Below are 22,913 nucleotides of genomic sequence, written 5' to 3' on the forward strand. Positions count from 1 at the left end.
CTTAGTATTCTAAATTCTCTAAAAAGTTCAAACTAGCCTGATTAATTTCAGCCAATTTTTCATAGGCTGGCTTCGTATTTAGCCCACCATCTAATAAGTTTGTCACCGTAGGAGTCACCAGCGATAAATCGGTTAAGCCAATATGACCACTTCCAGCGATGTGAACATTCACGAATTTGGCTGATTGACTGTTAATTAGGCGCTGATTCATCTCATAAGTTGTAATCTCATCGAGCCTACCCCAGAGCGCATCCGAATAAAAATGTAGGACTGGTAATGGGTATTCCTCCGTTACAAAAAGATACTCATCGCCCTCAATCCCTTGAATATCACCAAAGAACGGTGCCTCTAATGAAATGACGCCAATCAGTTCATCTGCTCTTTCCCGACCAACTTCCAAAGCAGCCGAGCCACCTAATGAATGTCCAGCTAATAGAATCGCTTGCGGATTAATTCTTTCTAAATACGTTTGATTGATCTCGTCTTGAAGAATACTATCCAACACAAAATTTATATCTTCCACCCGAATCTCTTGCCAGTCGACAAAACGTTCTAAAGTTCCTTGTAAATCCTCTGATCCTTGTGAGTTAATGACACTTTGAAAAAAACTAGAATCTACTAAAATTGTTTGACCATCTGATAAAGTACTCGCAAACGAATGATAAGGATGATCTAAGCTTGCAATCGCATAGCCGTGAGAAGCTAATTCTAAAAACAATGATTCGTTTGATTCTGCAACACCAAAGGAACCATGAGAGAATATAATCAGTGGATATTGCTCGTTTTCAGACTGTGAAGGCAACCATAATTTTACTGGAATTTCCCTTTGACTTTCATTTGTTGCATAGTCTGGAAATGCTGTTTCGTGTTTGAAGTATAAGGTTTCAGTTATAACAGCCAGTTGGCCAGATGTTTTTAAAGGTTCATGAAATGGAAAGAGAAGTTGAAAACTAACGAAGCCGATGCCTAGCAATACAAGCAACAAGCTCAAATTTTTCTTCCACCAAGGTCTAATTTTACGAGTAATTACCAGTATAAATGCACTTGCCAGTAGAATGATTAAGACTAACCAGATAAAAGCTTCCATCGATGACCTCCAATTGTTTTATACTTAAACTATAAATTAATCCAGTTAAACTTACTAGTTACATTTGTCATCCTGTCGGTGATTAATGTTATCTGTTCTCCAGAAATTACGAGATAAAGCAGGTGTTTAATCTGCTGTTTATCAGCAAAATTAAACACCCGCATCATATTGACTCTTCTCACTTATCTTAACGAACAATCAAGACATCACACCGAGCATGCCGGATTACATAGTCTGTCGTTGATCCAATCACCATTTTTCCAACTCTTCCTTTGCCAGTTGCTCCCATAATGATTAAATCAATCGACCATTCATCGACTAAAATTGTCGCAATATGGCTTCGAGCCTCTCCATACACTAATAATTTATTGACGGTTACACCATGATTCTCCGCATACTCACTCAAGGATTTTAAGAATGACTCCCTCTCAGGTTTCGGAAGGTTCTCATGTCCCTCTTTGAGAACTTGTACGAGATAAACACTGCTATTCACCTCAGAAGCATATTCAATGCCTCGTTTAAACGCATCAATTGACTGTTGTGACCCATCTACCGGTAACATAATGTTTTTTACTTTTGACATGTTGACTACCGCCTTTCTTTTGTAAGCGCAAACAACCTTTCATTCTAAGTATAATTCAACCGAACCCTAATTCACAACATCTTGTCAAATTTATCGATAAATAACACCCGAAAACTAAGTTTAAATCAACTTTAGCTTTGCAAAGTTTTTCCTCCCCGTTTATTGATAAAGTCTTGCCCTCTCCACAATCGTGGCTAGACCATTTCCTCATGCAAAATGGTTTAGAGGACAAAGAAGTTAACAGGAATCCAATATTGATTCATTATTATGATATGGCGAACGATGAATTACAGTGCTTACTGTATCGTTAAATGATGACAGCCACCCAAGTTGTAAAGTTCTGCTAAAGTTTTCTGCCATAACTAAATTTCTCTTAACAGTTTGACGGCACCTTAAAAATGAAACTAAACGATATCCAATTGAGTTCAGTTAGTTCACTTATGAGATTAAAAATCGAAAATCAGCTGTCAATAAAGGATAACGAGTTGTATATAAATTACAAAACCGTTTTTTTATTTTTAAGAACCACTAATAGATTCAGAACGCCAACTTCCTAAAAACATTTTTATGAATAGAATAAAAAAACTAGGAAAGCACATGGCTTAGACCTAGTTTAAGGTAGTACTTTACTTAACGCTGTCATCTGTGACAGTGACAGAACCTTCAATTGTTGATGTAGTTTCTAGTACTGCAATAGCTTCTATAGGAATAACTTCAGATACAGTATCACTCACTTCTGGAGTAGATTCTGCGCTATCTGATTCAAACGCTTCTTCTACCTGGTCTGATGATTTAGTATCGTTATTTTCCTCAATTATGTCAGTAGATTCCTCTGTTTTCAGATCAGTTTCTAATATAAAGTCTGCTTGTTCCACAAAAGAGTCTAAAGTACTATCATCATCATTTAAATCTGATATTAATGAAACTTCTTCAGTATCTAAGTTTAAGGTTTGCATTGTATTGTTGGTTTCTTTCCATCTTGCATAAAAGGTGTATGATCCGGTGTAATCATAGTCATTTACTATGTTGCCATTTCCAAATTGAACACCATCACTATTATACCATCCATCGAAACGATGGCCTTCTCTTTCTGGAGTAGGGAATTCTAAAAAATCGCCATCTATATGGTCCGGAATAGTCAACAATTTTTCTTCCCCTAAGTCAAAAATAATATTCATGTACTTGCCCAAAGCGGGGTAAAGTGTGGTATTCGATTCAACGGTAATTTGATTTGAAGCGTAGTCTTTAGCCATAAAATCTGTTGCCCAGCCGTAAAATTTATATCCTTCTCTATAATAATCAGGCAAGTCAATAGTCTCCCCTCGCTCAGCTACATACACAACGGGTGCTTTGGGCACTTGATTATTAAATTCACTGTAACCATAATCGAGGAATAAGTAAACTTCATCTTTTCCAGCAGGTGGTAAAGGTTCTGCATCCTTAACCCAATTAGGATGTAGTCTTTGTTCTTGATATCCCACATTTTCTACAAGAGAATTATCAGTAATATGAGAACTGACTCTATCAATTAGTGCATGCCAACCCCATAATTCAAAGCCTTCAACTTTTGGCATTAGAGGAAATTCACCTTGAAATGTTTGGCCCTCCAACAAAATAATAGGTTCAGTAGCGAAAGAATTAATATATTCCATATAATCTTCACCGTAATATCCATTCCTTTGGTCTTCTGGGGTCATTAAAAGATAGCTGACTTTATATTTATTTAACCATTGAGGGTATAAAGTTATATCTTCTGTAATTGGTGTATTACTATCATAATGCGTGCCTTTCTCACCATAATACTTCATGTCAATTTTATCTTTATCAGCCCAACCTACAAAAACGGCTCCCTGAGTTTCACTCATAGTTGGTAAAATTAATGTATCCCCTTTTTTTACTTTAATGGATTCAATCATCTCTTCAGAAAATTGAAAAGAGGTATTAAAACTTACTGTTACATATTCAACAACAGCTTCTTTTGTTCCATTTTCAATTATCTGATTAACAGGATCCGAGGTAACTTCTTCCTTAACCAATTTACGAGAAATTTCTTTTCCATTGTGATAGGTTACTTCATAGACTTTAGTCTTGACTCCTTGTTTTCCTACTTGTACGACAATGCTTTCACCAATTTCAAGGTCTGCATTCTCTCGTGTAATTGTTTCGAAGGACATACTTTCATTCAGTGTGACATTTTCATAAGTGACTTTAATTGTTTCTTGCTCTCCAGGGTCTACTTCCTTATCTGGGTCCTCAGGATTTACTTCACCCGGTGTTTCTGATTCATTTGACGTGTCTGACTCGTCTGGGGTGTCTGACTCATCTGGTGTTTCTGACTCGTCTGGGGTGTCTGATTCATCTGGGGTGTCTGATTCGTCTGGATTCTCCGATTCGTCTGGATTCTCCGATTCATCTGGTGTGTCTGAATCGTCTGGATTCTCTGATTCACCTGGTGTGTCTGACTCGTCTGGATTCTCTGATTCTTCTGGGTTGTCTGATTCGTCTGGTGTGTCTGACTCGTCTGGATTTTCTGATTCAACAGGTTTTACTGGTGTTGCTGGTTTAACCGTCTCAACTGTTGCTACCGGTGTGGCTTGCTCAGATGATTGTACTTGGCCTTGTTTTACACTGAAATTTACCTCGATAACATTGATCAAGATATCGCCTGTCAATACAAAGTTCTTATTGTCAATCCCATTTGCATCCGCCAACTCTTGTACGTCTTTATTTACTGCCTCTGAGATTACACCTAATGTGTCTCCCCATTGGAATACATATGCTTCTAAGCCTAAATCTTGTTGACGTGCGATTTCTGCTTTTACTTGCTCCAATGTGTTTTGTTCCCAATTAGTAGTTACGCCATCTAATGCGTTTAATGTCTCTGCTTTAATTAACTCTAAACCAGCTAATTCTGCCTTACCTTCAAACTTTGTAGATGCATCCGATGTTAATACATACTTAACTGCTGACTCACTTGTTTCTGCTGATGCTTGTGCTGGTGTAGAAATTAGACCTACGCTGCCGATTAGAGATACCGATACCCAGATTCTTTTTACTTTACGCATTACCTTATGTACCTTAAGGTCTCTATGGTACTCTCGCCTTGTTATGTGTGTCAAACATGATTCCCCCTTTTAAATGTATATATATAAGATTGTAATTACCCGTCAAATATAGCATAATCCTGTTTGTTTTTGTCAAACCGTTGCATAACTGCACAATAATCACAATGTATATTGTACATATACTCTATATGTACCTGTCAACCTCGTCCGCTTACTGTCTTAGTGGGTCTGTGTGATAAATAATATCGTTATAAACTACCTGAAAACAGGTATGGAGCGCTGACGTCTTGTGAAAAAAGGTTCCACTCTCATTAAAATGCTTGTGAATTAGTCTGGTTAATGTAAAGCCTGTATAAGGTGGGTATGATTAACGTTAATAACTCAGAAGAAATATCCCCTAAGGTCAGAAGGATTGTTCTTGCGGATAAAACAAGGTTTACTGAAACCCTCAGTTTTTTGGACAGATTTGAAAATCCCGAAATTGGTAAATGGTCTTATTTTGGTTGGCGCAACTCTGTATATGGTGATGACATTGTATCTAAAAGAAACCCTAAGTCTGTTGGTTTAAGTCAAATTGTCCATTTTGATGAGATGTCTTTTGGCTTAAGGATGCAATACTTAAATATGAGCAACCCTCATTGTTGTTTCCACCATTACTAAAGATGTTGACAGTATGGTAAAGTTTTCGTCACTCTTTTATTACTAAAAAGGGACACGAAGCCGACACTATGGGAAACTTAATAATATTCCGTGATACGGTAACTTGATAACGACTACAAAAATTTAAAGGTTATGTAGATACTAGTAACTCTGACCTTTAATTCTTCTGCGTTTTCTTAGTACGATTTATAGCATCACTTTTAAGACATTATATTTATTTTTTATCAACAGCAAGTGTAACAAATTCAATAACATCAATAGAAACTATAATAAATTCTAGAGGCAATATATGGGTATCAAATTTGTTGATCTTTCGCAGGAGAGTTGACTATGGTTTACAGGAAAATAGCTAGATAGATTTCGAATTAGAATGATTAAAGCTAATCATATTATATGGCTCCAATTACTTCTTGATTAACTGTCTGTCGCTTGCCCAAGCATAACTAAATAAAACGAGTATTTAACTAGCTGAATTTCAGCTGGATTAAATACTCGTTCTTTTATTCATTATTGACGGACAACTAGAACGTCACATTTGGCGTGGCGTATCACAAAGTCTGTCGTTGATCCAATCAACATCTTTTCGATTCTTCCTTTTCCAGTGGCTCCCATTATGATTAAATCAAAGGACCATTTCTCGACTAAGTCTGAAGTAATTTGAGTACGAGCTTCTCCATAAATTAATGATTTAGTTACTCTGACACCCTGTTTCTCAGTAAATTCAGCTAAGGATTTTAAAAAGGACTCTTTTTCGTGTTTCGGAAGATCTTCTTACCTTTAATTAAATACCTGTACGAGATAAGTCTACTGTTCAACTCAGAAGCATAGCCAATTCCCCGTTTAAATGAACCAATTGACTGTTGAGAGCCATCTACCGGTAACATATTATTTTTTGTTATTGACATTTTGGACACCGCCTTTATTTCTTTGTAAGCGCGAACATTTAGTTAGTCTAAATATCAAACATCTGGACCATAAAGCAAAACATCTTGTCAAATTTCAATCAAAATAATCCCTGCAAACTATGTGTTAATCACTTTAGCTTGCAGGGATTATAGAGTGTTTTAGCTAGATAGTTTGCAAATCTCAATAGTTGCGATACTGTCATCCGTTACTGGCCCTTGCAGACAAGAGTTTTTATCCGCCAATATTGAGACGGCGGCTCTATATTAAGTCTCTGAGTCATTGGCCTGCTTTCACAATATCACTAAAATTGTCTAGGCCTTTTCAGACAACTTTTCCAAAACAGATTTAAAAATGGTTAAGAAATAGTCCATTTCTCGTTTGGTCACGGTTAATGGTGGCAGGATTCGGAGAACATTATGTTTAGAACTTGTCACTAATAAGCCTTGTTCGTAAGCTAAGCGAATAACCTCAGTCACTGGCACATCTAATTCAATCCCGATTAATAAGCCTTTCCCTCTGATTTCTTTGATTACAGGAAAACTCTGCTGTAAACTAGTCAGTTTTTCAACTAAATAGCGACTTTGTTGTTGGACATTGGCTAACAAGTCACGTTCTTTAATCGCCTTGACAATGTACAGGCCAGCCGCTGTTGCGAGTGGATTGCCTCCAAAGGTTGATCCGTGGGCACTTAGTCCGAAATGTTTAGCCGTCGCTTCAGTCGCGAGTACTGCGCCAATTGGGACACCTCCGCCCAAGCCCTTGGCTAATGTGATTATATCTGGTTGCAAACTTGTTTGTTGAAAGGCAAACATTGAACCGGTTCTCCCCATTCCTGTTTGTATTTCATCGATCAAAATCAAAACGTTGGCTTCCTTTTGAATTTGGTTGACCGTTTCAATGAACGCATCACTCATCAGATTAATCCCACCTTCTCCTTGAATCACTTCTAAGAGGATGGCACATGTATTGGAGGTAAGCGCATGTTTCAACGCTTGAGCGTCATTAAAAGGCACATAGTTGAACCCAGGTACTATCGGTCCAAAGCCATGATGCATTTCTTTTTGACCAGTAGCTGTTAAGGACGCAATCGTTCGACCATGGAAGGATTGCTGCATCGTGATTATTTCAACAGCAGACTCGCCTTTGGCTTCCAAACCCCATTTACGGGCTAATTTAATTGCTCCCTCATTGGCTTCGGTTCCGGAATTGGCGAAGAAGACTTTTGCTAATCCTGAGACTTCAACGAGTGCTTCAGCAAGCTCGATTCCAGGAAGTGTCCAGTATAAATTTGATGTGTGAATGAGCTGCTTTGCTTGTTGAGTGATCGCCTCGACGAGTCCTTCATCTGCATGTCCTAGAACATTTGTCGCAATGCCTGAAACAAAATCTAAGTAGTCTTTGCCGTCATCAGCTGTTACCCAAGCCTGTTTGCCGCTGACTAGCACTTTTTCATCACGTTTATAGGTATTCATCAAGACAGCTTCGCCACGTTTTACGATTGCTTCTTTACTAATGTTCTCCATCACAATTTCCTCCTATCTTGATTTAACTGCGATAATCGGCATTGATTTTAATATAATCCACTGTCATATCACACGTCCAAACTTCCGCTTGAAAATTTCCAATACCTAAATCAATCAGAATGCTCAGCTCTTTCTCTGACATGATCTCAGCTGCTGACTCTTCATCAAAAGTTAAGCCGATCCCCTGAGAACAAAGCGCAACTTGTCCCTTTATAGAGGCAATCGCAATATCAATTTTAGTCGGATCCAGTTCATCTGGTTGACATTGACCTATTGCAGAAATGATTCTGCCCCAGTTAGCATCTTGACCAAAAATAGCAGTTTTTACCAGGCTGGATGTCGCGACTTCTTTGGCAATTTTCACTGCGTCTGTTTGATTCTGTCCGCCTTTAACGAGTACTTCAACGTATTTCGTTGCGCCTTCGCCATCGGCAGCCATCATCTTCGCTAAGTCTTGGCACAACTGTTCCAAGCTTTGATAAAATGTGGCCAGTTTTTCTTCATTCCATTCAATTTTAAGTTCACCTGTTGAAGCTAAGAATACTGTGTCATTAGGACTAGTATCGCCATCGACTGTTAAGCGATTAAAGCTATTATCAACTACTTTTGACAACATTATGTTTAGTTCTGCTTGATCAAGCGCCACATCGGTCACTAAATAGGATAACATAGTCCCTAAATTAGGGTGAATCATGCCAGACCCTTTAGTAATGCCTGCGATTTTAATCGACTGTTGATCGATTTTAAATTCATATGCTAATTGCTTAGGATGTGTATCGGTTGTCATCATCGCCTCGACGGCGGTGATTGAGTCTTGATCCGTTAGTTGACTGGTCAATTGTTGAACCTTCTCATCAAAATTGTTCAATGTCAGCGGGACGCCAATTACACCTGTTGAACAGATTAAGACTTCCGTTACCTTGATATTTAAGTCATCTGCTAAGGTTTGGGCCATTTTTTGAACAGCCATGTCGCCTCGAACGCCATTACACGTATTGGCGTTTCCGCTATTAGTCAGAATTGCTTTAACAATCGAATGTTGTTCGAGTAAGTGGCGATCATACACAATATGATGGGATTGAATCGCATTTTTGGTATACACTCCAGCCACTGTGGCACCCTTGGGAAAGTAAATCAAGCCAAGATCTTTTTTATTCGCCTTGAATCCTGCATGAATGCCCGATGCGAAAACTGAATTAATGGCACACAAGCCACCCGCTATTTTTTTCATTTAATTTCCTGCTTTCCATTCATATTTGGTTATCATTAAGGAACTAGGGGCATTAAGTTCAAACCTTTTGTTTCAGTTAAACCAAACATTATGTTCATATTCTGAACGGCTTGGCCAGAGGCACCTTTGACCAAATTATCGAGAATGACTAGAATGATCAAACGATTCGTCCGTTCGTCTACCTGAATTTGTAACTGGCAATTGTTGGTCCCACGGATCGATTTCAATTCAGGTAATTGACCGATTGGTAAGACTTGAATAAAAGCTTCCTCGCTATACTTCTCTTGGAACATTTGGTGAAGCGCCGCCTCGTTAACTTTTTCTGTCAAATTGACATAGATAGTGGTGAAAATGCCGCGTTCAATCGGCAATAAGTGAGGGGTAAATTGAATTTGAACCGGCTGTTTCGTTTGAGCTTGGAGTTCTTGTTCAATTTCTGGAATGTGACGATGTTTCAGCACATTATACGCTTTAAAATTACCTTGCAATTCAGCTAATAAAGCGGCAGTATTCGCACTTTTCCCTGCACCGCTTGCTCCTGATTTGGCATCAATGATGATCGACTGAGTATCAATGAGCGTCGAGTTGATAATCGGTAGCAAGCCTAACAAGGCACTTGTGACAAAACAACCTGGATTCGCAATGAGTCGGGCATCTTTTATCCGTTCGCGATTGATTTCAGGCAAACCATAGACCGCAGTCTCTAGAAACTCTGGCGCCGTCTGTTTAACTTGGTAGTACTCTTCATAAACCGCTTTATCTTTGATTCTAAAATCCGGGCTCAAATCAATCAATTTGACCGGATAATTTTGCGCTTCTTTAACCAGATTCATCGCATGTCCATGAGGTAAACAGACAAAGACGACGTCACTTTCACCTAAGACACTTTCTGATTGATAGTCGCTAAACGTTAGATCAATCAATCCACTTAAATGAGGGTAATACGTTGCCACTGACTGCCCAGCTAATCGGGTCGACGTTAAATAATTGAATTCAATATCATCTCTAAGAATCAACAAGCGAATCAGTTCACTCCCCGTGTAACCAGTAGCTCCTATAATACTCACTTTAATCATCATCAGTTCTCCCTTTCTTTGCCTAAATAGAATGAATCAATGCGTAATCATTGTCCCAATGCCTTGCTTAGTGAATAACTCAAGTATTAGCGAATGCTTAATTGTGCCATTAATAATGTGACAACGTTGGACGCCGCCTTCGAGGGCTGCTAAGCAACACTCTAATTTTGGAATCATACCGCCGCTAATAATCCCCTCTTCGATGGCCGAGCGCATACCTTGAATATCTAATCGACTAATCAAGGTCGACGGATCGTTAAAGTCACGGTAGACTCCCGCCACATCAGTTAATAGAATTAGTTTTTCAGCCTCAAGCGCTTTAGCAATCTGACTCGCGGCTTCATCGGAGTTTATATTTAAACTGAGTCCGTCTGGCCCATAGGCAATTGGTGAAATTACAGGTAGAAAGCCGCCTTCGATGACATGATTTAGATAGCTCGTATTAACCTTCGTTATTTCACCGACTAACCCCAGTTCATCTGATTTTAATTCCGCTTCAAGTATTTTATTATCTTTGCCGCTGACGCTGACCGTAGGAATACCGTTCGCATTGAAAAGTGTCGTTAAAGAGGGAGACACACTGCCCGTCAAAACCATTTCAATATTCTGCATGATTTCAGGCGTTGTAACACGCAACCCATCGATGAAGCGTGTTTCAATTCCCTTAACTTTCAGGAGTTGATTGATTTCAGGCCCGCCACCGTGCACGATCACCGGCTTCATTCCGACATACTTTAACCAGACAATATCACTAATCACTTGCTCACGAATCTCAGGTGATATCATCGCGTGGCCACCATATTTGATTACAACGACTTTATTGTGAAAATTCTTAATGTACTCCAAACTTTCGATTAATATTTCTGCTTTTTCATTGTCATTTTTCATAATAACTCCCTACTTTCATTTAACTCAAATACCAAATCTCAATGCTTGGGTTTCACAAACATAGAGACGAGGCTAACCCGCGGTACCACTCTAATTAATCAGTCATCTTACTTACTGATTCACTTTAAAATCATAACGTTGATTCTACGTCTCGCTTTTATGCGAGAAATCTCCAAAGTGCGATTCAGTTACTTCGATCAGTAGACTCTCATCGTCTCCACCTCGCTGTCGATCCTCCATAACTTACTAGCTTTATCCTAGATTGTCTGTAAAATTAAATTCCTTTGACGACTTAACCGCATGAAAGGCGATAAAAACCTGGAAAGCGAAAAAGCCCGTCTCAAATGCTCATTGAACATTTGAGACGGACTTATCCGCGGTACCACTCTAATTAATCTAGTTTCCTAGATTCACTTTAATTGTTAACGCTGAACAGTTTCAGCGAAGCCAGCTATATCCAATCTCAATTCACTGGTTTTCTCGTAAGTGCGCTTCAAACATCAATCGGCAGTAGGCTTCCACCGTCCCTACTTCGCTGTGGCCTCATGATGATTTACTCTCTTACTCATCGAATTCCTTATTAAGTTATCAGCATCTTATCACCGAAATAACTTAAAGTCAACCGTAATATTAATTTTAGATTAGAACCCCTTCGTAAAATTAGTTTTTATTCATTTAGTGGTTCAGAATTAGACAGTGTTTATCATAAAACTTGTACTCTCTTGTATCTTTTTCACGTGAATTTCTCTTAAGAATCTGAAACTAACGTAATATTTCAACCACATTTTTACGTGATGCTGCCCTGGCAGGAAACACACTGAAGACTAAACCAATTAAAATGGACACTCCGACACTAACCATGGCTGTTTGAACATCGACAATCGCTGAGAATGGTAAAAATCGACTGACTGAAAAAGCTAAGCCTATCCCAGCAAAATAGCCGACTAAGCCACCTAGGGTGGTAATCGCAATACCTTCTAAAAGAAATTGCCATTGGATACTCTTGCGCGTAGCACCTAATGAACGACGAATTCCGATTTCTTTGGTGCGTTCGGATACAGAAATATACATCATGTTCATTACGCCGACACCTGCAATAAATAACGAGATACTCGCAACTGCTGAAATAAACAGTGTAATCATACTGAGTGTATTGCCAATTTGTTCCATCATTTCTGAACTATCATAATAAGTGTAGCTGCCATCTTCAGCGGCAGACCCATTCTGTGTTAAGTAATCTGAAATCTGTTGACTAATGGTTTTCATATTAACGCCTGCTTCAAAGAAGACAGTAATTTCCCAATTATAAAAGGTTTGGGGATTATAGTACTGAAAGGTCTCATAAGGTATTTCTACCTGGCTCATCACGGTGTACATGCCGCCCATGTCACCAAAGCCCATCCCATCATCTTCATTAGTAAAAGCAGCTTGACTATCATAGACACCAACAACAGTATAGTCGCTGCCATCGAGATCAAGTGATTTGTGTAAGGCTTTTTCAAGATCGCCAAATAGTTCACTTGCCGCAAAACTATCGATGATCGCATATTTCTGACGGTATTGAGAATCGGCGATCGTTAGATTACGTCCGACAAACAATGTATGATTACTTTCTTCGACCAGCGCCACATCATAGGAGTTGGTAATGTTTCGAAAAGTTGCCGACATGTAGGTCGCTTGCTGGGGAATATCTTCGGCCGTTCGTACTTCATCGACACCTGGAATCAGGTCGATCGCTGCTAAGTCGCTATTTTTGAAAGGCTGAAAACTACTAAAGTCAATGTCCATATTGGTTGGGTTATAATAAAAAGCCTGACTTGATCTTCCTAGCTCATCTTGAGCTAATTCATCCAGAGTTTGTTTTTGGAAGCCATTGCCTAAACTCATAATCGTGATTACTGCCGCTATACCGATGACAATCCCAATCATCGTCAGAAACGTCCGTCGCCCATTCATCCGCAAAGTCGCCAAGGATGACTTGAGTATTTCACTTAAGCGCATCATTCACCCTGCTTTCTTTGCCTGTTAGATCAATCGTAGTCAGTCGGTCCCCTGGTAGGTAGCCTAACTGGTTTTGATCGTAATCTTGTGAAGCTGCTTGAACTACTCCGTCGACAATTGTAATATGACGTGAGGCAAATTGACGGATTCTTGGATCATGGGTGACCATAATAATTGTCACCCCTTGTTCTTTGTGTAAGTTAGTTAAGATAGCCATGATGGCAGCAGATGTTTTAGTATCTAGGGCTCCTGTCGGTTCGTCAGCAATAATAAACTGTGGTTGATTAATTAAGGCTCTAGCAATCGCCACGCGCTGTTTCTGTCCGCCGGATAGTTCGGACGGTTTTTGTTTTAATTTATCTGCTAAACCAACTTTATCTAAGGCGTCTTTCACCCGGTCCTTTGTCTGTCTAGCGGACAAGCCATTATATAAAAGAGGCAAACGGACATTTTCTTCAACCGTCATATTTGCGATTAAATTAAAGTCTTGAAACACAAAGCCGACGCGTTTGTTTCTAAGGGCTGAAATCTGTTGGTCCGTTCTATGTTCGAGTGTCTTGCCTTCAAACAGATAGTCTCCTTCAAAGTCATTGTCCAAGAAACCTAAGACATTAATCAGGGTAGATTTACCCGATCCAGAAGGTCCCATGATTGAGACAAAATCATTCTTGTAGATTGTTAATTCCACATTTTTGAGTACATGTAATAACTGGTCGCCCATTTGATAATATTTGTTAAGTTGTTTAATTTGAATCAAGGAGCTATTAGATGCTAAGAGTTTTTCTGCTTCCTGCTGATTCATTACACTCACCAACTATCTTCCAAATTTTCTGGTAATCCGTCGAACTCAGTGTTCAATCCCATCAGATCAATATCTGTCATAATGCTTTGACCATCTTGTAAGTCGTAAGGATGCAGGACTAGTGCCTCTCCACTTGTTAACTCACGGAGAACCACCCGGTTAGTCCCTTGTTGTTCAATCGTGACTGCCCGTTTTTCAACCCTGCCATCTTGATAAACAAAGACAAAACTTTGGCCGGCCTCTTCGGTAATCGCTTCGGTCGGGATCACAACGCCTGGTAATTGAATCCCTATTTTCACAGAGAAGCCTGGTTGAATAAATGTTTCTGGTTGAATTGTAAAATTAAATTGGCTACTGCTTGAGCTTGAACCGATCATCTGATTGACCACCTGCCCCGAATCACTAGCTGTACTAGCGGCGGGAATTTGATCGAAAGCGGTGATTTCACCTGCGACCTCGCGGTCCTCTGCATTCACGTAAAGATTGACTGGTCGCCCTTCTGCTAGTGTATAATACTCATATTCAGTCACCGAGCCGACGACCGATACCTGATCACTAATGATGCGTACAAAGGGGACTTGTGAGTTGTCCTTGCCTGCTTCATTTAAGATGACCATGCCCTCAGACTTGGCGAGGATTCGGCCATATTGTTGTTCCTTGAGGCGGATCAATTTGATTTCGATATCCTCTATCTGTTGATTCAGCAGGCGGATTTGTTCCTTGAGTGCGTCTACACCAGAGGCTATCTCTTCCTCGACTTGCGAGGGTCTTTCAGTATTAGCTGAGTCACCAATTTCTTCCTCGATATAATACGCTTGTTTGCCAGAATAATCCCAATGGCTAGAAATCTTGTCGCCTTGATAATTATAATCAGCACCTGACAGCTGAGTGAGTTCTAGAAGTAAGTTTTCCCGCTGATTATATAATCGAGTTTGGTCTTTAAGTGTATCCTCAAGGTCATATTGCGTCTGTTGACTGTCAACTTCATATGCAAATAGGAGATCGTTTTTCTTCACATGTTGCCCGTCTCTAACTTGGACGCTGGTAATATTTCCCATCTCAGCATTATAGAAATACGGTTGATCTGTTTGCAGATGTGCGATTCCACTGACCGATACCGGATCTTGTTGATACAGTCTAAAGGTTGAATAAACCATCGAATCTGCTGTTTGGCCAGCTAATAGTGGCTTCCCGTCCAATATTTCTGTCGAATTCACCATTTCAGGTCCTGTTTGAGCGACTTGCATCTGATTTCCCTGTGCGCTGCCACTAAAGAAAAGCGAGCGAAGTACATAGCCCAAAGCCAGCAACAACACTAATAGGCCTACCGAAATCTCAATCATAACTTTGTGTTGCTTCATAATTTCCTCATTTCCAGTACAAAATATTTAAATTAACCTAATATTATTTTATTATACTGTTTGGCTATTAAACCTACAAGTGAATCCCTTAACCAAATACTTAAAATTCAAACTAAATTTTAAGTATTTCGATGTGGATAGAATTCTTTGGCGAGAGTGAGTGATTCGTCGTTTTATAGTCGACTGTTAATCGAATAGCGGAAATTAAATGAACGGACTTGTGGACTATTGTGTGTGTTTCAATCCCCAACCAGGCCAAAAGACGAACGTTAACAGTAAAACTTTATCCAATATTAACAAATACTTTAAATCTGTTCCTTATTTAATTTATAGTATGAGTAGAAAAACAGACAGGATGGAGTGTTTGATTAGTGGATTTTATTCAAGATTTATTGGCAGCAATTGGAGTTGTTATTAATGGCATCCCTCAAGGGATTCTAGCGTTATCGTTCGGTTTTGCGGCCTTTCCGACAGGGCTCGGCTTTGCTTTTGCTGCGATTGCGAATGTTCTAACGGGATCGGTTGCACCGGTCTCATTTCAAGTCGAAACTATAACCGTTGCCGGAACTATGGGTGATAACAAACGTGAAAGGGTCTCCTTAATTTTTTATGCTGCAATTATTATGACAGTCATTGGCTTATTTGGCTTGATGGAACAATTAGTCGACTTTATCGGTGTAGAAATTACCGCGGGTATGATGGCTGGTGTAGGTCTAATCCTTGTTAAAGCTGCGATCGATATGGCAAAGAGTAATCCTTGCGTTGGTATTATTTCCTTTGTAACTGCCTTGGTAGTCTACATTTTCACACATGACTTAGTCTATACGATTGTTTCTTCAGTCGTGCTCGCCACCCTCTATTCTGCCGTCTATAAGAAACAGTTCTTTCACTTACCTGAAGATGTGACGCAGAAAAAGTTATCCTTCATAAAACCACAAGCTTTAAATTTGAAGATTGCCCGAGGCGCCTTAGCACTAGCGTGTTTGAACATCGGTTCTAATATTTCCTTTGGGATGATTACGGGCAGTATGACCGGAGCAGAAACTAATCCAGTCAATGTTGATACTCTAACCGTGGTCAGTTCCGTTGCAGACTTTGTCACCAGTCTCTTTGGAGGCGCCCCACTTGAATCGATTATTTCCGCAACCGGAAGTGCCCCCAATCCTGTGCTATCTGGCGTTTTAATGATGACAATCATGGCATTGATTTTATTCTTTGGTATTCTGCCTAAACTCGGAAAGTTTGTGCCGATGGAATCGATTGCTGGCTTCTTATTTGTATTAGGCGCAGTGGTCACGACACCCTCAAATTTCTCAGCCGGTTCAGCCATTGACCCTATGACAACGGGCATCACCATGATTGTGAGTTACTTCTTCGATCCATTCTTCGGGATGATTGCCGGCATGATTGTCAAGTTCTTACTACCACTATTAGGAGTGACTTTATAAAATGAAAACTTATAACTTATCGATTGTTGGCTTAACTCGCCAATTACCCATTGTTCGTTTATCCGATAATCTATCGATAGCCTCTTTCGTCCTTCTGGGCGATACCGAGCTCGCACGGCTGGGCGCACAAGCCTTAGCTGAAAAAATAACCCTTCCTTTTGATTTTTTTCTCACAGCCGAGGCCAAGGGCATTCCACTTGTTCAATGTATTGCTCAGGAGTTTAACCACCCGAAATTTTATGTGGCTCGTAAAACAGTCAAAGCTTACATGGAACAACCACTGACGACAGAAGTTTATAGCATAACGACCCAGGCGGTTCAAACGCTCGTTTTAGATGGCCGCGATGTTCTAGAACTCAAAGGCAAACGCGTTGTCTTAATCGATGATGTGATTAGCACTGGCGATTCTTTAGCTGCCCTGAAGAATTTGGCCGAAGATGCAGGCGCTGTGGTTATCGACCAAATTGCCCTGCTTGCCGAAGGTCCAGCTAGCGAACGGACCGACATCAAATTTTTAGAAAAGTTACCACTATTTAAGTAAGAGACCCTTCGGTCCATAATGCGCCCCCATTTACTGCCGCCTCATGATAGGTTGTAATTGATGGGGGCTTTTTATTTCATACTAGATGACCTTGTGAATTATACTCAGCCATTCAGGTGGCGAAAAAAGAGCCACACCGGAAACGAGGGCCATCCGGTGTCACCCCAATTTAAAAACCGGAAATTGCGTCGCTTGAGTCGTATTACTGTCTTCGAGAAGATACCTTCTGTTTCGATTCTTGTAGTCTCAGTTAAGCTCACGCTTTTCACGTATAGAAAGATCAAAAGGTGTGCTGGCGAGCAAACACGATGTAAAGTCTGTGCATTTTTATCAAATCGTCGTGAAACGAAGTGAAGGACACTTTTGTATTTTCAAGCAGTCTGTAGGTTCTTGTTCGAGTAAATTACTGGTCGCTAAATTCAAATAAATATGTTTTTTGATGCGTGGCTAAGCGAGCCACGATGTGAAACAGTCCTCAGAATACGTGGATCAAGTAGCCATAATCTGCACAGAGTTTACCTGATTCCGATAAATAATAGAGAGAAGCTGCTGGGTCATACTCTGGCAGTGAAAATTTGATCTTTACGATTGATTTGCGTTCTTTAATACAAGTCCAAATAATGGCCTATATCACCACAAGTTTTAATTAGTTTCTTTGCCGAAGCGTATCATTTATAGTATTCTTAGCTTTGACTATCATCTAAAATTATTTAAGGAGAATTTTATGAATCCAAAAATAAAAGATTTTATCCTAACTCACGAATCAGAAATAATCAACATGCGTCGTCAGTTACATCAAACACCAGAATTGTCCTTTGAGGAATTTGAAACGACTCAATACATTGTGCGGCTCTTGGAACAATTAGGCGTCCCCTACCGTTTAATGGAGCCAACCGGTTTAATCGCCGAGATTAAAGGTCCCCAGTCTGGAAAAACGGTCTTATTACGGGCAGATATGGACGCTTTGTCGATTGATGAGTTAAACGATCAGCTGGCTTATCGATCAAATCACCCAGGTAAAATGCATGCTTGTGGACACGATGCCCATATCGCCATGTTGTTGATAGCCTTAAAAGCTTTATTAACTGTCCAGGAGCAAATCAAAGGTACTGTGCGTTTTATCTTTCAGCCGGCCGAAGAAATTGCGGCGGGTGCTAAGAAAATGATTGAACAAGGGGTGCTAGACGGCGTGGATAATGCATTTGGCATTCATATTTGGTCAGTTAATGAGACGGGTTTAATCGCCTGTGACCCAGGTCCCGCTTTTGCAGGCGCCGATCATTTCAAAATCCATTTTCAAGGCCAAGGCGGCCATGCGGCCCAACCTCACATGACGCATGATGCGGTGGTGATGGCGGCCGAGTATATTAATAATATTCAAAGCATCGTGTCCCGAGCCGTTGATCCAATGGAAGCGGCCGTGCTGACCGTTGGCCGTTTCGAGTCAGGCGATCAATTTAACATTATTGCGGAGAATGCCCACTTAGAAGGAACTGTCCGGACTTTCAGTCAGGAAACTCGCGATCTGGTGGAAACTCAAATGAAGCATTATGCGGAACAAATTGCTGCCATGTATCACGGAACGGTCGACTTTGACTATCGTCATATGACGGAAGCTGTCGTTAATCATGAGTTGAGTGCCAAACTTGTTCAGAGCGTGACCGAAAAGGCTTTTGGCAATCACCATGTCTACCACGATGTCCCAACAATGGGCGCAGAAGATTTCGGTTACTACCTGACTCAAATACCCGGTGCTCTCGCTACTCTGGGTTGCCGTAACACAGTCAAGGCAACAGACTATCCGCATCATCATGCGCGTTTTAATGTCGATGAAGATGCCTTGAAGTATGGTGCTGAATTATACGCACAGTATGCCTTGAGTTATTTAGACCAAGACGAGTTTTAAGCCAATTTAATCACGAAAGGATACTATGCAACTATGAATCAGATGATTAAAGATTATATCGAAGCCCATCAAGCAGAGATGATTGCTATGCGCCAACACCTCCATCAACATCCCGAACTCGCTTTTGAGGAGTTCGAAACGACTAAATTCATTGCAGAAACATTAGATGACTTAGGCCTAGACTACCGCTTAATGGAACCTACAGGCGTGATGACGGAAATTCGCGGTGACCACCCTGGTAAAACTGTTTTACTGCGAGCAGATATGGATGCCTTGCCAATCCAAGAACTCAATCATCATTTAAACTACGTATCGCAAAACGCAGGCAAGATGCACGCTTGTGGACATGACGGTCATGTTTCAATGCTCATGATGGCTCTCAAAGCCTTATTGGCTAACCGCGAACAAATTAAAGGAAAGGTCCGTTTTATTTTTCAGCCGGCCGAAGAGATTGGTCAAGGAGCGAAAGAGATGATCAAGCAAGGGGTCCTCGAAGGAGTCGATAATGCTTTCGGAATTCATATTTGGACAGTTGATGAGGCAGGTCTAGTCAACTGTATTCCTGGAGCTTGTTTTGCGGCGACTGATCGCTTTCAGATTCATTTTCAAGGTTCCGGCGGCCACGCTGCCCAACCCCATCTAACCAAAGATGCGGTCGTGATGGTCTCACAATATATTGCGCACATTCAAACCATTATTTCCAGAGCGACTGACCCACTTGAGGCAGCCGTTTTGACAGTTGGTAAGGTCGATGCCGGTGACCGTTTTAATATCATTGCTGAGAATGCTAAAATTGAAGGAACCGTTCGAACCTTTGACCCAGCCACACGTAATATCGTTGAAAGCGAAATGAAGCGCTATGCCGAAAGAACGGCCGCTATCTACGGTGGAACAGTTAAATTTGACTATCAGCGGGTCTTAGATCCTGTGATCAATGAGCGCCGCAGCGCGCAATTAGTTCAATCCATTGCTCGAGCCGCCTTTGGCGAACAATCGGTAGGTCATTTACCTCCGACTATGGGTGGCGAGGATTTCGGAGAGTACACCAATTATGTTCCGGGAGCTTTTGCGACGGTTGGTACACGCAATGAGTCGAAAGGCTCTGATTTCGCTCATCACCATGCACGTTTCAATATTGATGAAGACACATTAATCGTTGGCGCAGAATTGTATGCCCAATATGCCTTGGCTTATTTAAAGCAAGAGGATTTTTAAAATTATTGCCCAAAATATGACACTTATAAACCCTATTTTGGGAACCTTTATAAGTGATAGTGAGTCAGAGAAATTGTTGGTTTTTTAAAGAATATGATATACTTGGCTGAAATATAACTCAAGACTTGGAAGTGACGATTTGAAAAAATGGTTGAAATATGTACTGGGAATACTCGCTTTTATTACGGTTATTTCTGTAGTCGGGATTCGACAACTAACTTATGCCCCTACGCCAGCTGCCGAACTGGCCGCTCAAAAGGCTGTAACTGAAAACTATGTCAGTATCTTTGAACCTGAACAGGACGATTCACCTGCAATTGTCCTTTATCAAGGTGGCTTCGTTGAACAAAATGCCTACGCCCCACTTGCCAGTCAGTTGGCTGAAGCGGGTTTCACCGTCTATTTAATCGACACCCCCTTGAACTTACCGGTTTTAGCTGAACAACGTGGCTTGGCTGTGGTTGAAGACTATCAATTAACAGACGTGACTTTCATGGGCCATTCTTTAGGTGGCGTGATCGCAGCAAATAACGCCGCAGCTTTAGTCGATTCTGGTAAAGTGGCTGGCTTAGTCTTATTGGCGAGTTATCTGGCTGGCTCGACTGACTTAAGTGAGGTGACTTTCCCAGTTTTGTCGGTGACTGCTTCCGAGGATAAAGTCTTAAATTGGGAAGCTTTTGAGGCGGCAACTAAATTATTGCCGCCTGATACGACTTACGACGAAATCGAAGGTGGCAATCATAGTGGCTTTGGCGACTACGGCCGGCAAGAAAAAGACGGTCAAGCGACCATTTCGTCTGCTGAACAAAGAGAACTGATTGTAGATTTAGTGGTTAAAAATTTTCCATATTAATCTCATTAGCTATTTCCAATACAAATAAACACTCTAGCTCCATTCATTTTATCTGAATAGTGCTAGAGTGTTTATTTCGTTATTTTTAACATATATTATTGCTTGACAGTTTTTTCGATTATAGAATCCGGTCTTTAAAATCCAAACCCTTTAATCCAAACATCGTCAGCCTGAATATGTGCCACGCTGATCCTTTTTCTAAAGTTGACCGATAGCTCTCCTAAGTGCAATAACAATCGTTCCATTGACATTACCATATTCAACTATCAAATAACCATGATAATCTGAGGTTCTGTTCATCCTTTGCTTATAGATCATGAGCAGAATAATGATAATTCTTCGGATAGGTTTTATCTGAAGCAAGTCCTTATTAAGAAAACCTAGCACTTGGTTTATGGCCTTTAGATTGGTTATTCTTACACGCATCTCTAGCCGAACTTCTGATTATATCGGCAAAAAAAACGCTGAATCCTAAAAAAGGTCAGCGATATTTTATATTGGAGCTATAGTTTAGTTAATGAAGGAGCACGGTGCGCCAATTTTTGGGTAGTGCTTGCTAATAAATTGAGCCTTTCGGTACTAGATAATAAAATTATCGCATAGATAACTAAGAATATTGGTAAAACATTAACCGAAAAACGCGAAGCAACAAGGCCGAATAATGGCGGTAATAATAATGCACCTGTGTTACCGGCAGCTAGTTGAAGGCCCATGACATATTGGGAATTTTCAGTCCCAAAACGGGTAGGTGTTTCGTGCAACATGCTTGGGTAGACTGGTGCACACCCTAAACCAATCAGTACCAAACCAACTAACATAAAGGTATTTGGTAAAGGTAACAGTAAAGTCAGTGCGCCAACTAAGACAATTGATTGACCTAGACGTAACATTTGCTTGTTGTTTAACTTAAAGGAAACAAAGCCAGACAGCACACGTCCAATCGTAATTCCTAGAAAATAAAAGGACAACCATTCCGCTGCAGTGGCTGGATCGATTCCTTTAGAATCTACTAAAAATGTACTCCCCCATAGGTTAACGGTTTGTTCGATTCCTGTGTAGAAGACGAAAGTTAGTAAGGCCCATTTAACCCCAGGTATTTTAAAGACATTGGGTTTCTTAGCTGTGTTTGATGATGCCGCTACCTCTTGGTTCGCTTCTTGTTTGATTGGGCCTTCCCCCGCTACTTTTCTCCAAAGTGGTAAAGTTACCAGCAAGACAAGCACCAAGACAAATTGAAACGCAGCAATCACTAGATAACCATTCCGCCAAGAATAACCTCTTAAAATGAACTGGGATAAAACCAATGGTCCCATCGTTGCCCCTACTCCCCAGAAAGCATGTAACCAATTCATATGATGCGCTTTATAGTTAATCGCGACATAATCGTTTAAACCAGCATCAACTGCCCCAGCACCCAAACCTAATGGCAGGGTAAAAAATAACAGCCAGTAAATTGACTCCGCATAGTTAAATCCTAGTAAGCCAATCGCCGTCAGCATCACACTGACAACCGTCACTCGACCTGTTCCATATTTCTTCAATAGAGTTCCGCTAAATAAACTTGAAATAACCGTGCCGACTGAGATCATCCCAAATAATAAACCAGCTGCCTCTAAGGGAGCGTTCAGTTCTCCTTGCATGATCGGCCAAGCAGCACCTAAGACTGCGTCCGGTAAACCCAGACTAATAAATGCAATATAAATAATTAATATCAAAAAAGTTGCCAACAAGTATCCCCCTATCAATGTCAAATTCACATGTATAATC

17 protein-coding genes, 1 pseudogene and 2 other annotated features are annotated in these 22,913 nt (G+C 40.5%); of the genes and pseudogenes, 6 read left to right on the top strand and 12 right to left on the bottom strand.

Annotated elements, in window-relative coordinates:
- Nucleotide 1: 1 nt before the first annotated feature.
- From ACTQ45_RS03030 to ACTQ45_RS03040, 3 genes are all read right to left on the bottom strand, one after another.
- On the bottom strand, nt 2-1,087 hold the full coding sequence (locus tag ACTQ45_RS03030; protein WP_441762922.1) for an alpha/beta hydrolase family protein: 1,086 nt from the start codon (nt 1,085-1,087) through the stop codon (nt 2-4).
- A gap of 187 nt (nt 1,088-1,274) precedes the next feature.
- On the bottom strand, nt 1,275-1,670 hold the full coding sequence (locus ACTQ45_RS03035; protein ID WP_441762923.1) for a universal stress protein: 396 nt from the start codon (nt 1,668-1,670) through the stop codon (nt 1,275-1,277).
- Nucleotides 1,671-2,296: 626 nt separating this feature from the next.
- Nucleotides 2,297-4,789, bottom strand: a complete 2,493-nt coding sequence (locus ACTQ45_RS03040) for a G5 domain-containing protein (RefSeq protein ID WP_441762924.1) — start codon at nt 4,787-4,789, stop codon at nt 2,297-2,299.
- Nucleotides 4,790-5,191: 402 nt separating this feature from the next.
- On the opposite strand from ACTQ45_RS03040, the gene ACTQ45_RS03045 reads away from it, so the two are divergent.
- Nucleotides 5,192-5,395 carry a hypothetical protein gene (locus ACTQ45_RS03045; protein ID WP_441762925.1) on the top strand — a complete coding sequence of 68 codons (204 nt, stop codon included), beginning with the start codon at nt 5,192-5,194 and terminating at the stop codon, nt 5,393-5,395.
- A gap of 507 nt (nt 5,396-5,902) precedes the next feature.
- Here ACTQ45_RS03045 and ACTQ45_RS03050 read toward each other — a convergent pair.
- The 8 genes and pseudogenes from ACTQ45_RS03050 to ACTQ45_RS03085 all read right to left on the bottom strand — a co-directional run.
- Nucleotides 5,903-6,121 (bottom strand): annotated as a pseudogene (locus ACTQ45_RS03050) (universal stress protein); the annotation flags it as partial.
- 491 nt (nt 6,122-6,612) lie between these two features.
- Nucleotides 6,613-7,824, bottom strand: coding sequence for an aspartate aminotransferase family protein (locus ACTQ45_RS03055; RefSeq protein WP_441762926.1), 1,212 nt, complete (start codon nt 7,822-7,824; stop codon nt 6,613-6,615).
- A 22-nt stretch (nt 7,825-7,846) separates the two neighbouring features.
- Complete coding sequence (gene argJ / locus ACTQ45_RS03060; protein WP_441762927.1) at nt 7,847-9,055, bottom strand: bifunctional glutamate N-acetyltransferase/amino-acid acetyltransferase ArgJ; 1,209 nt, start codon at nt 9,053-9,055, stop codon at nt 7,847-7,849.
- Between the two features lie 35 nt (nt 9,056-9,090).
- Complete coding sequence (argC, locus tag ACTQ45_RS03065) at nt 9,091-10,131, bottom strand: N-acetyl-gamma-glutamyl-phosphate reductase (RefSeq protein WP_441762928.1); 1,041 nt, start codon at nt 10,129-10,131, stop codon at nt 9,091-9,093.
- A 36-nt stretch (nt 10,132-10,167) separates the two neighbouring features.
- Nucleotides 10,168-11,019 (bottom strand): acetylglutamate kinase, encoded by an 852-nt coding sequence (argB, locus tag ACTQ45_RS03070; protein WP_441762929.1) that lies wholly within the window; start codon nt 11,017-11,019, stop codon nt 10,168-10,170.
- Between the two features lie 59 nt (nt 11,020-11,078).
- Nucleotides 11,079-11,287 (bottom strand) — a binding site (T-box leader).
- An 89-nt stretch (nt 11,288-11,376) separates the two neighbouring features.
- Nucleotides 11,377-11,597, bottom strand: a binding site (T-box leader).
- 184 nt (nt 11,598-11,781) lie between these two features.
- Entirely contained in the window at nt 11,782-13,023 is a 1,242-nt protein-coding gene (locus tag ACTQ45_RS03075; RefSeq protein ID WP_441762930.1) for an ABC transporter permease, read from the bottom strand.
- Nucleotides 13,007-13,822 carry an ABC transporter ATP-binding protein gene (locus ACTQ45_RS03080; protein WP_441762931.1) on the bottom strand — a complete coding sequence of 272 codons (816 nt, stop codon included), beginning with the start codon at nt 13,820-13,822 and terminating at the stop codon, nt 13,007-13,009. The genes ACTQ45_RS03075 and ACTQ45_RS03080 overlap by 17 nt, the downstream gene beginning before the upstream one ends.
- Before the next feature lie 5 nt (nt 13,823-13,827).
- Nucleotides 13,828-15,183 (bottom strand): efflux RND transporter periplasmic adaptor subunit, encoded by a 1,356-nt coding sequence (locus ACTQ45_RS03085; RefSeq protein WP_441762932.1) that lies wholly within the window; start codon nt 15,181-15,183, stop codon nt 13,828-13,830.
- 371 nt (nt 15,184-15,554) lie between these two features.
- Between ACTQ45_RS03085 and ACTQ45_RS03090 the strand changes: the two genes are divergently transcribed.
- From ACTQ45_RS03090 to ACTQ45_RS03110, 5 genes are all read left to right on the top strand, one after another.
- Nucleotides 15,555-16,631, top strand: a complete 1,077-nt coding sequence (locus ACTQ45_RS03090; RefSeq protein ID WP_441762933.1) for an NCS2 family permease — start codon at nt 15,555-15,557, stop codon at nt 16,629-16,631.
- 1 nt (nt 16,632) lies between these two features.
- The gene (locus ACTQ45_RS03095) at nt 16,633-17,172 is read left to right on the top strand and encodes a phosphoribosyltransferase family protein (protein ID WP_441750499.1); all 540 of its coding nucleotides are present in this window, start codon (nt 16,633-16,635) and stop codon (nt 17,170-17,172) included.
- A 724-nt stretch (nt 17,173-17,896) separates the two neighbouring features.
- Entirely contained in the window at nt 17,897-19,078 is a 1,182-nt protein-coding gene (locus ACTQ45_RS03100; RefSeq protein WP_441750500.1) for a M20 metallopeptidase family protein, read from the top strand.
- 42 nt (nt 19,079-19,120) lie between these two features.
- Nucleotides 19,121-20,293, top strand: coding sequence for a M20 metallopeptidase family protein (locus ACTQ45_RS03105; protein ID WP_441762934.1), 1,173 nt, complete (start codon nt 19,121-19,123; stop codon nt 20,291-20,293).
- Nucleotides 20,294-20,432: 139 nt separating this feature from the next.
- Entirely contained in the window at nt 20,433-21,146 is a 714-nt protein-coding gene (locus ACTQ45_RS03110; protein WP_441762935.1) for an alpha/beta fold hydrolase, read from the top strand.
- A 503-nt stretch (nt 21,147-21,649) separates the two neighbouring features.
- On the opposite strand, the gene ACTQ45_RS03115 is transcribed toward ACTQ45_RS03110, so the two are convergent.
- Nucleotides 21,650-22,873, bottom strand: a complete 1,224-nt coding sequence (locus ACTQ45_RS03115; RefSeq protein WP_441762936.1) for an MFS transporter — start codon at nt 22,871-22,873, stop codon at nt 21,650-21,652.
- Nucleotides 22,874-22,913: the final 40 nt, after the last annotated feature.

Source organism: Fundicoccus sp. Sow4_D5, assembly GCF_052116365.1.
Taxonomy (GTDB): domain Bacteria; phylum Bacillota; class Bacilli; order Lactobacillales; family Aerococcaceae; genus Fundicoccus.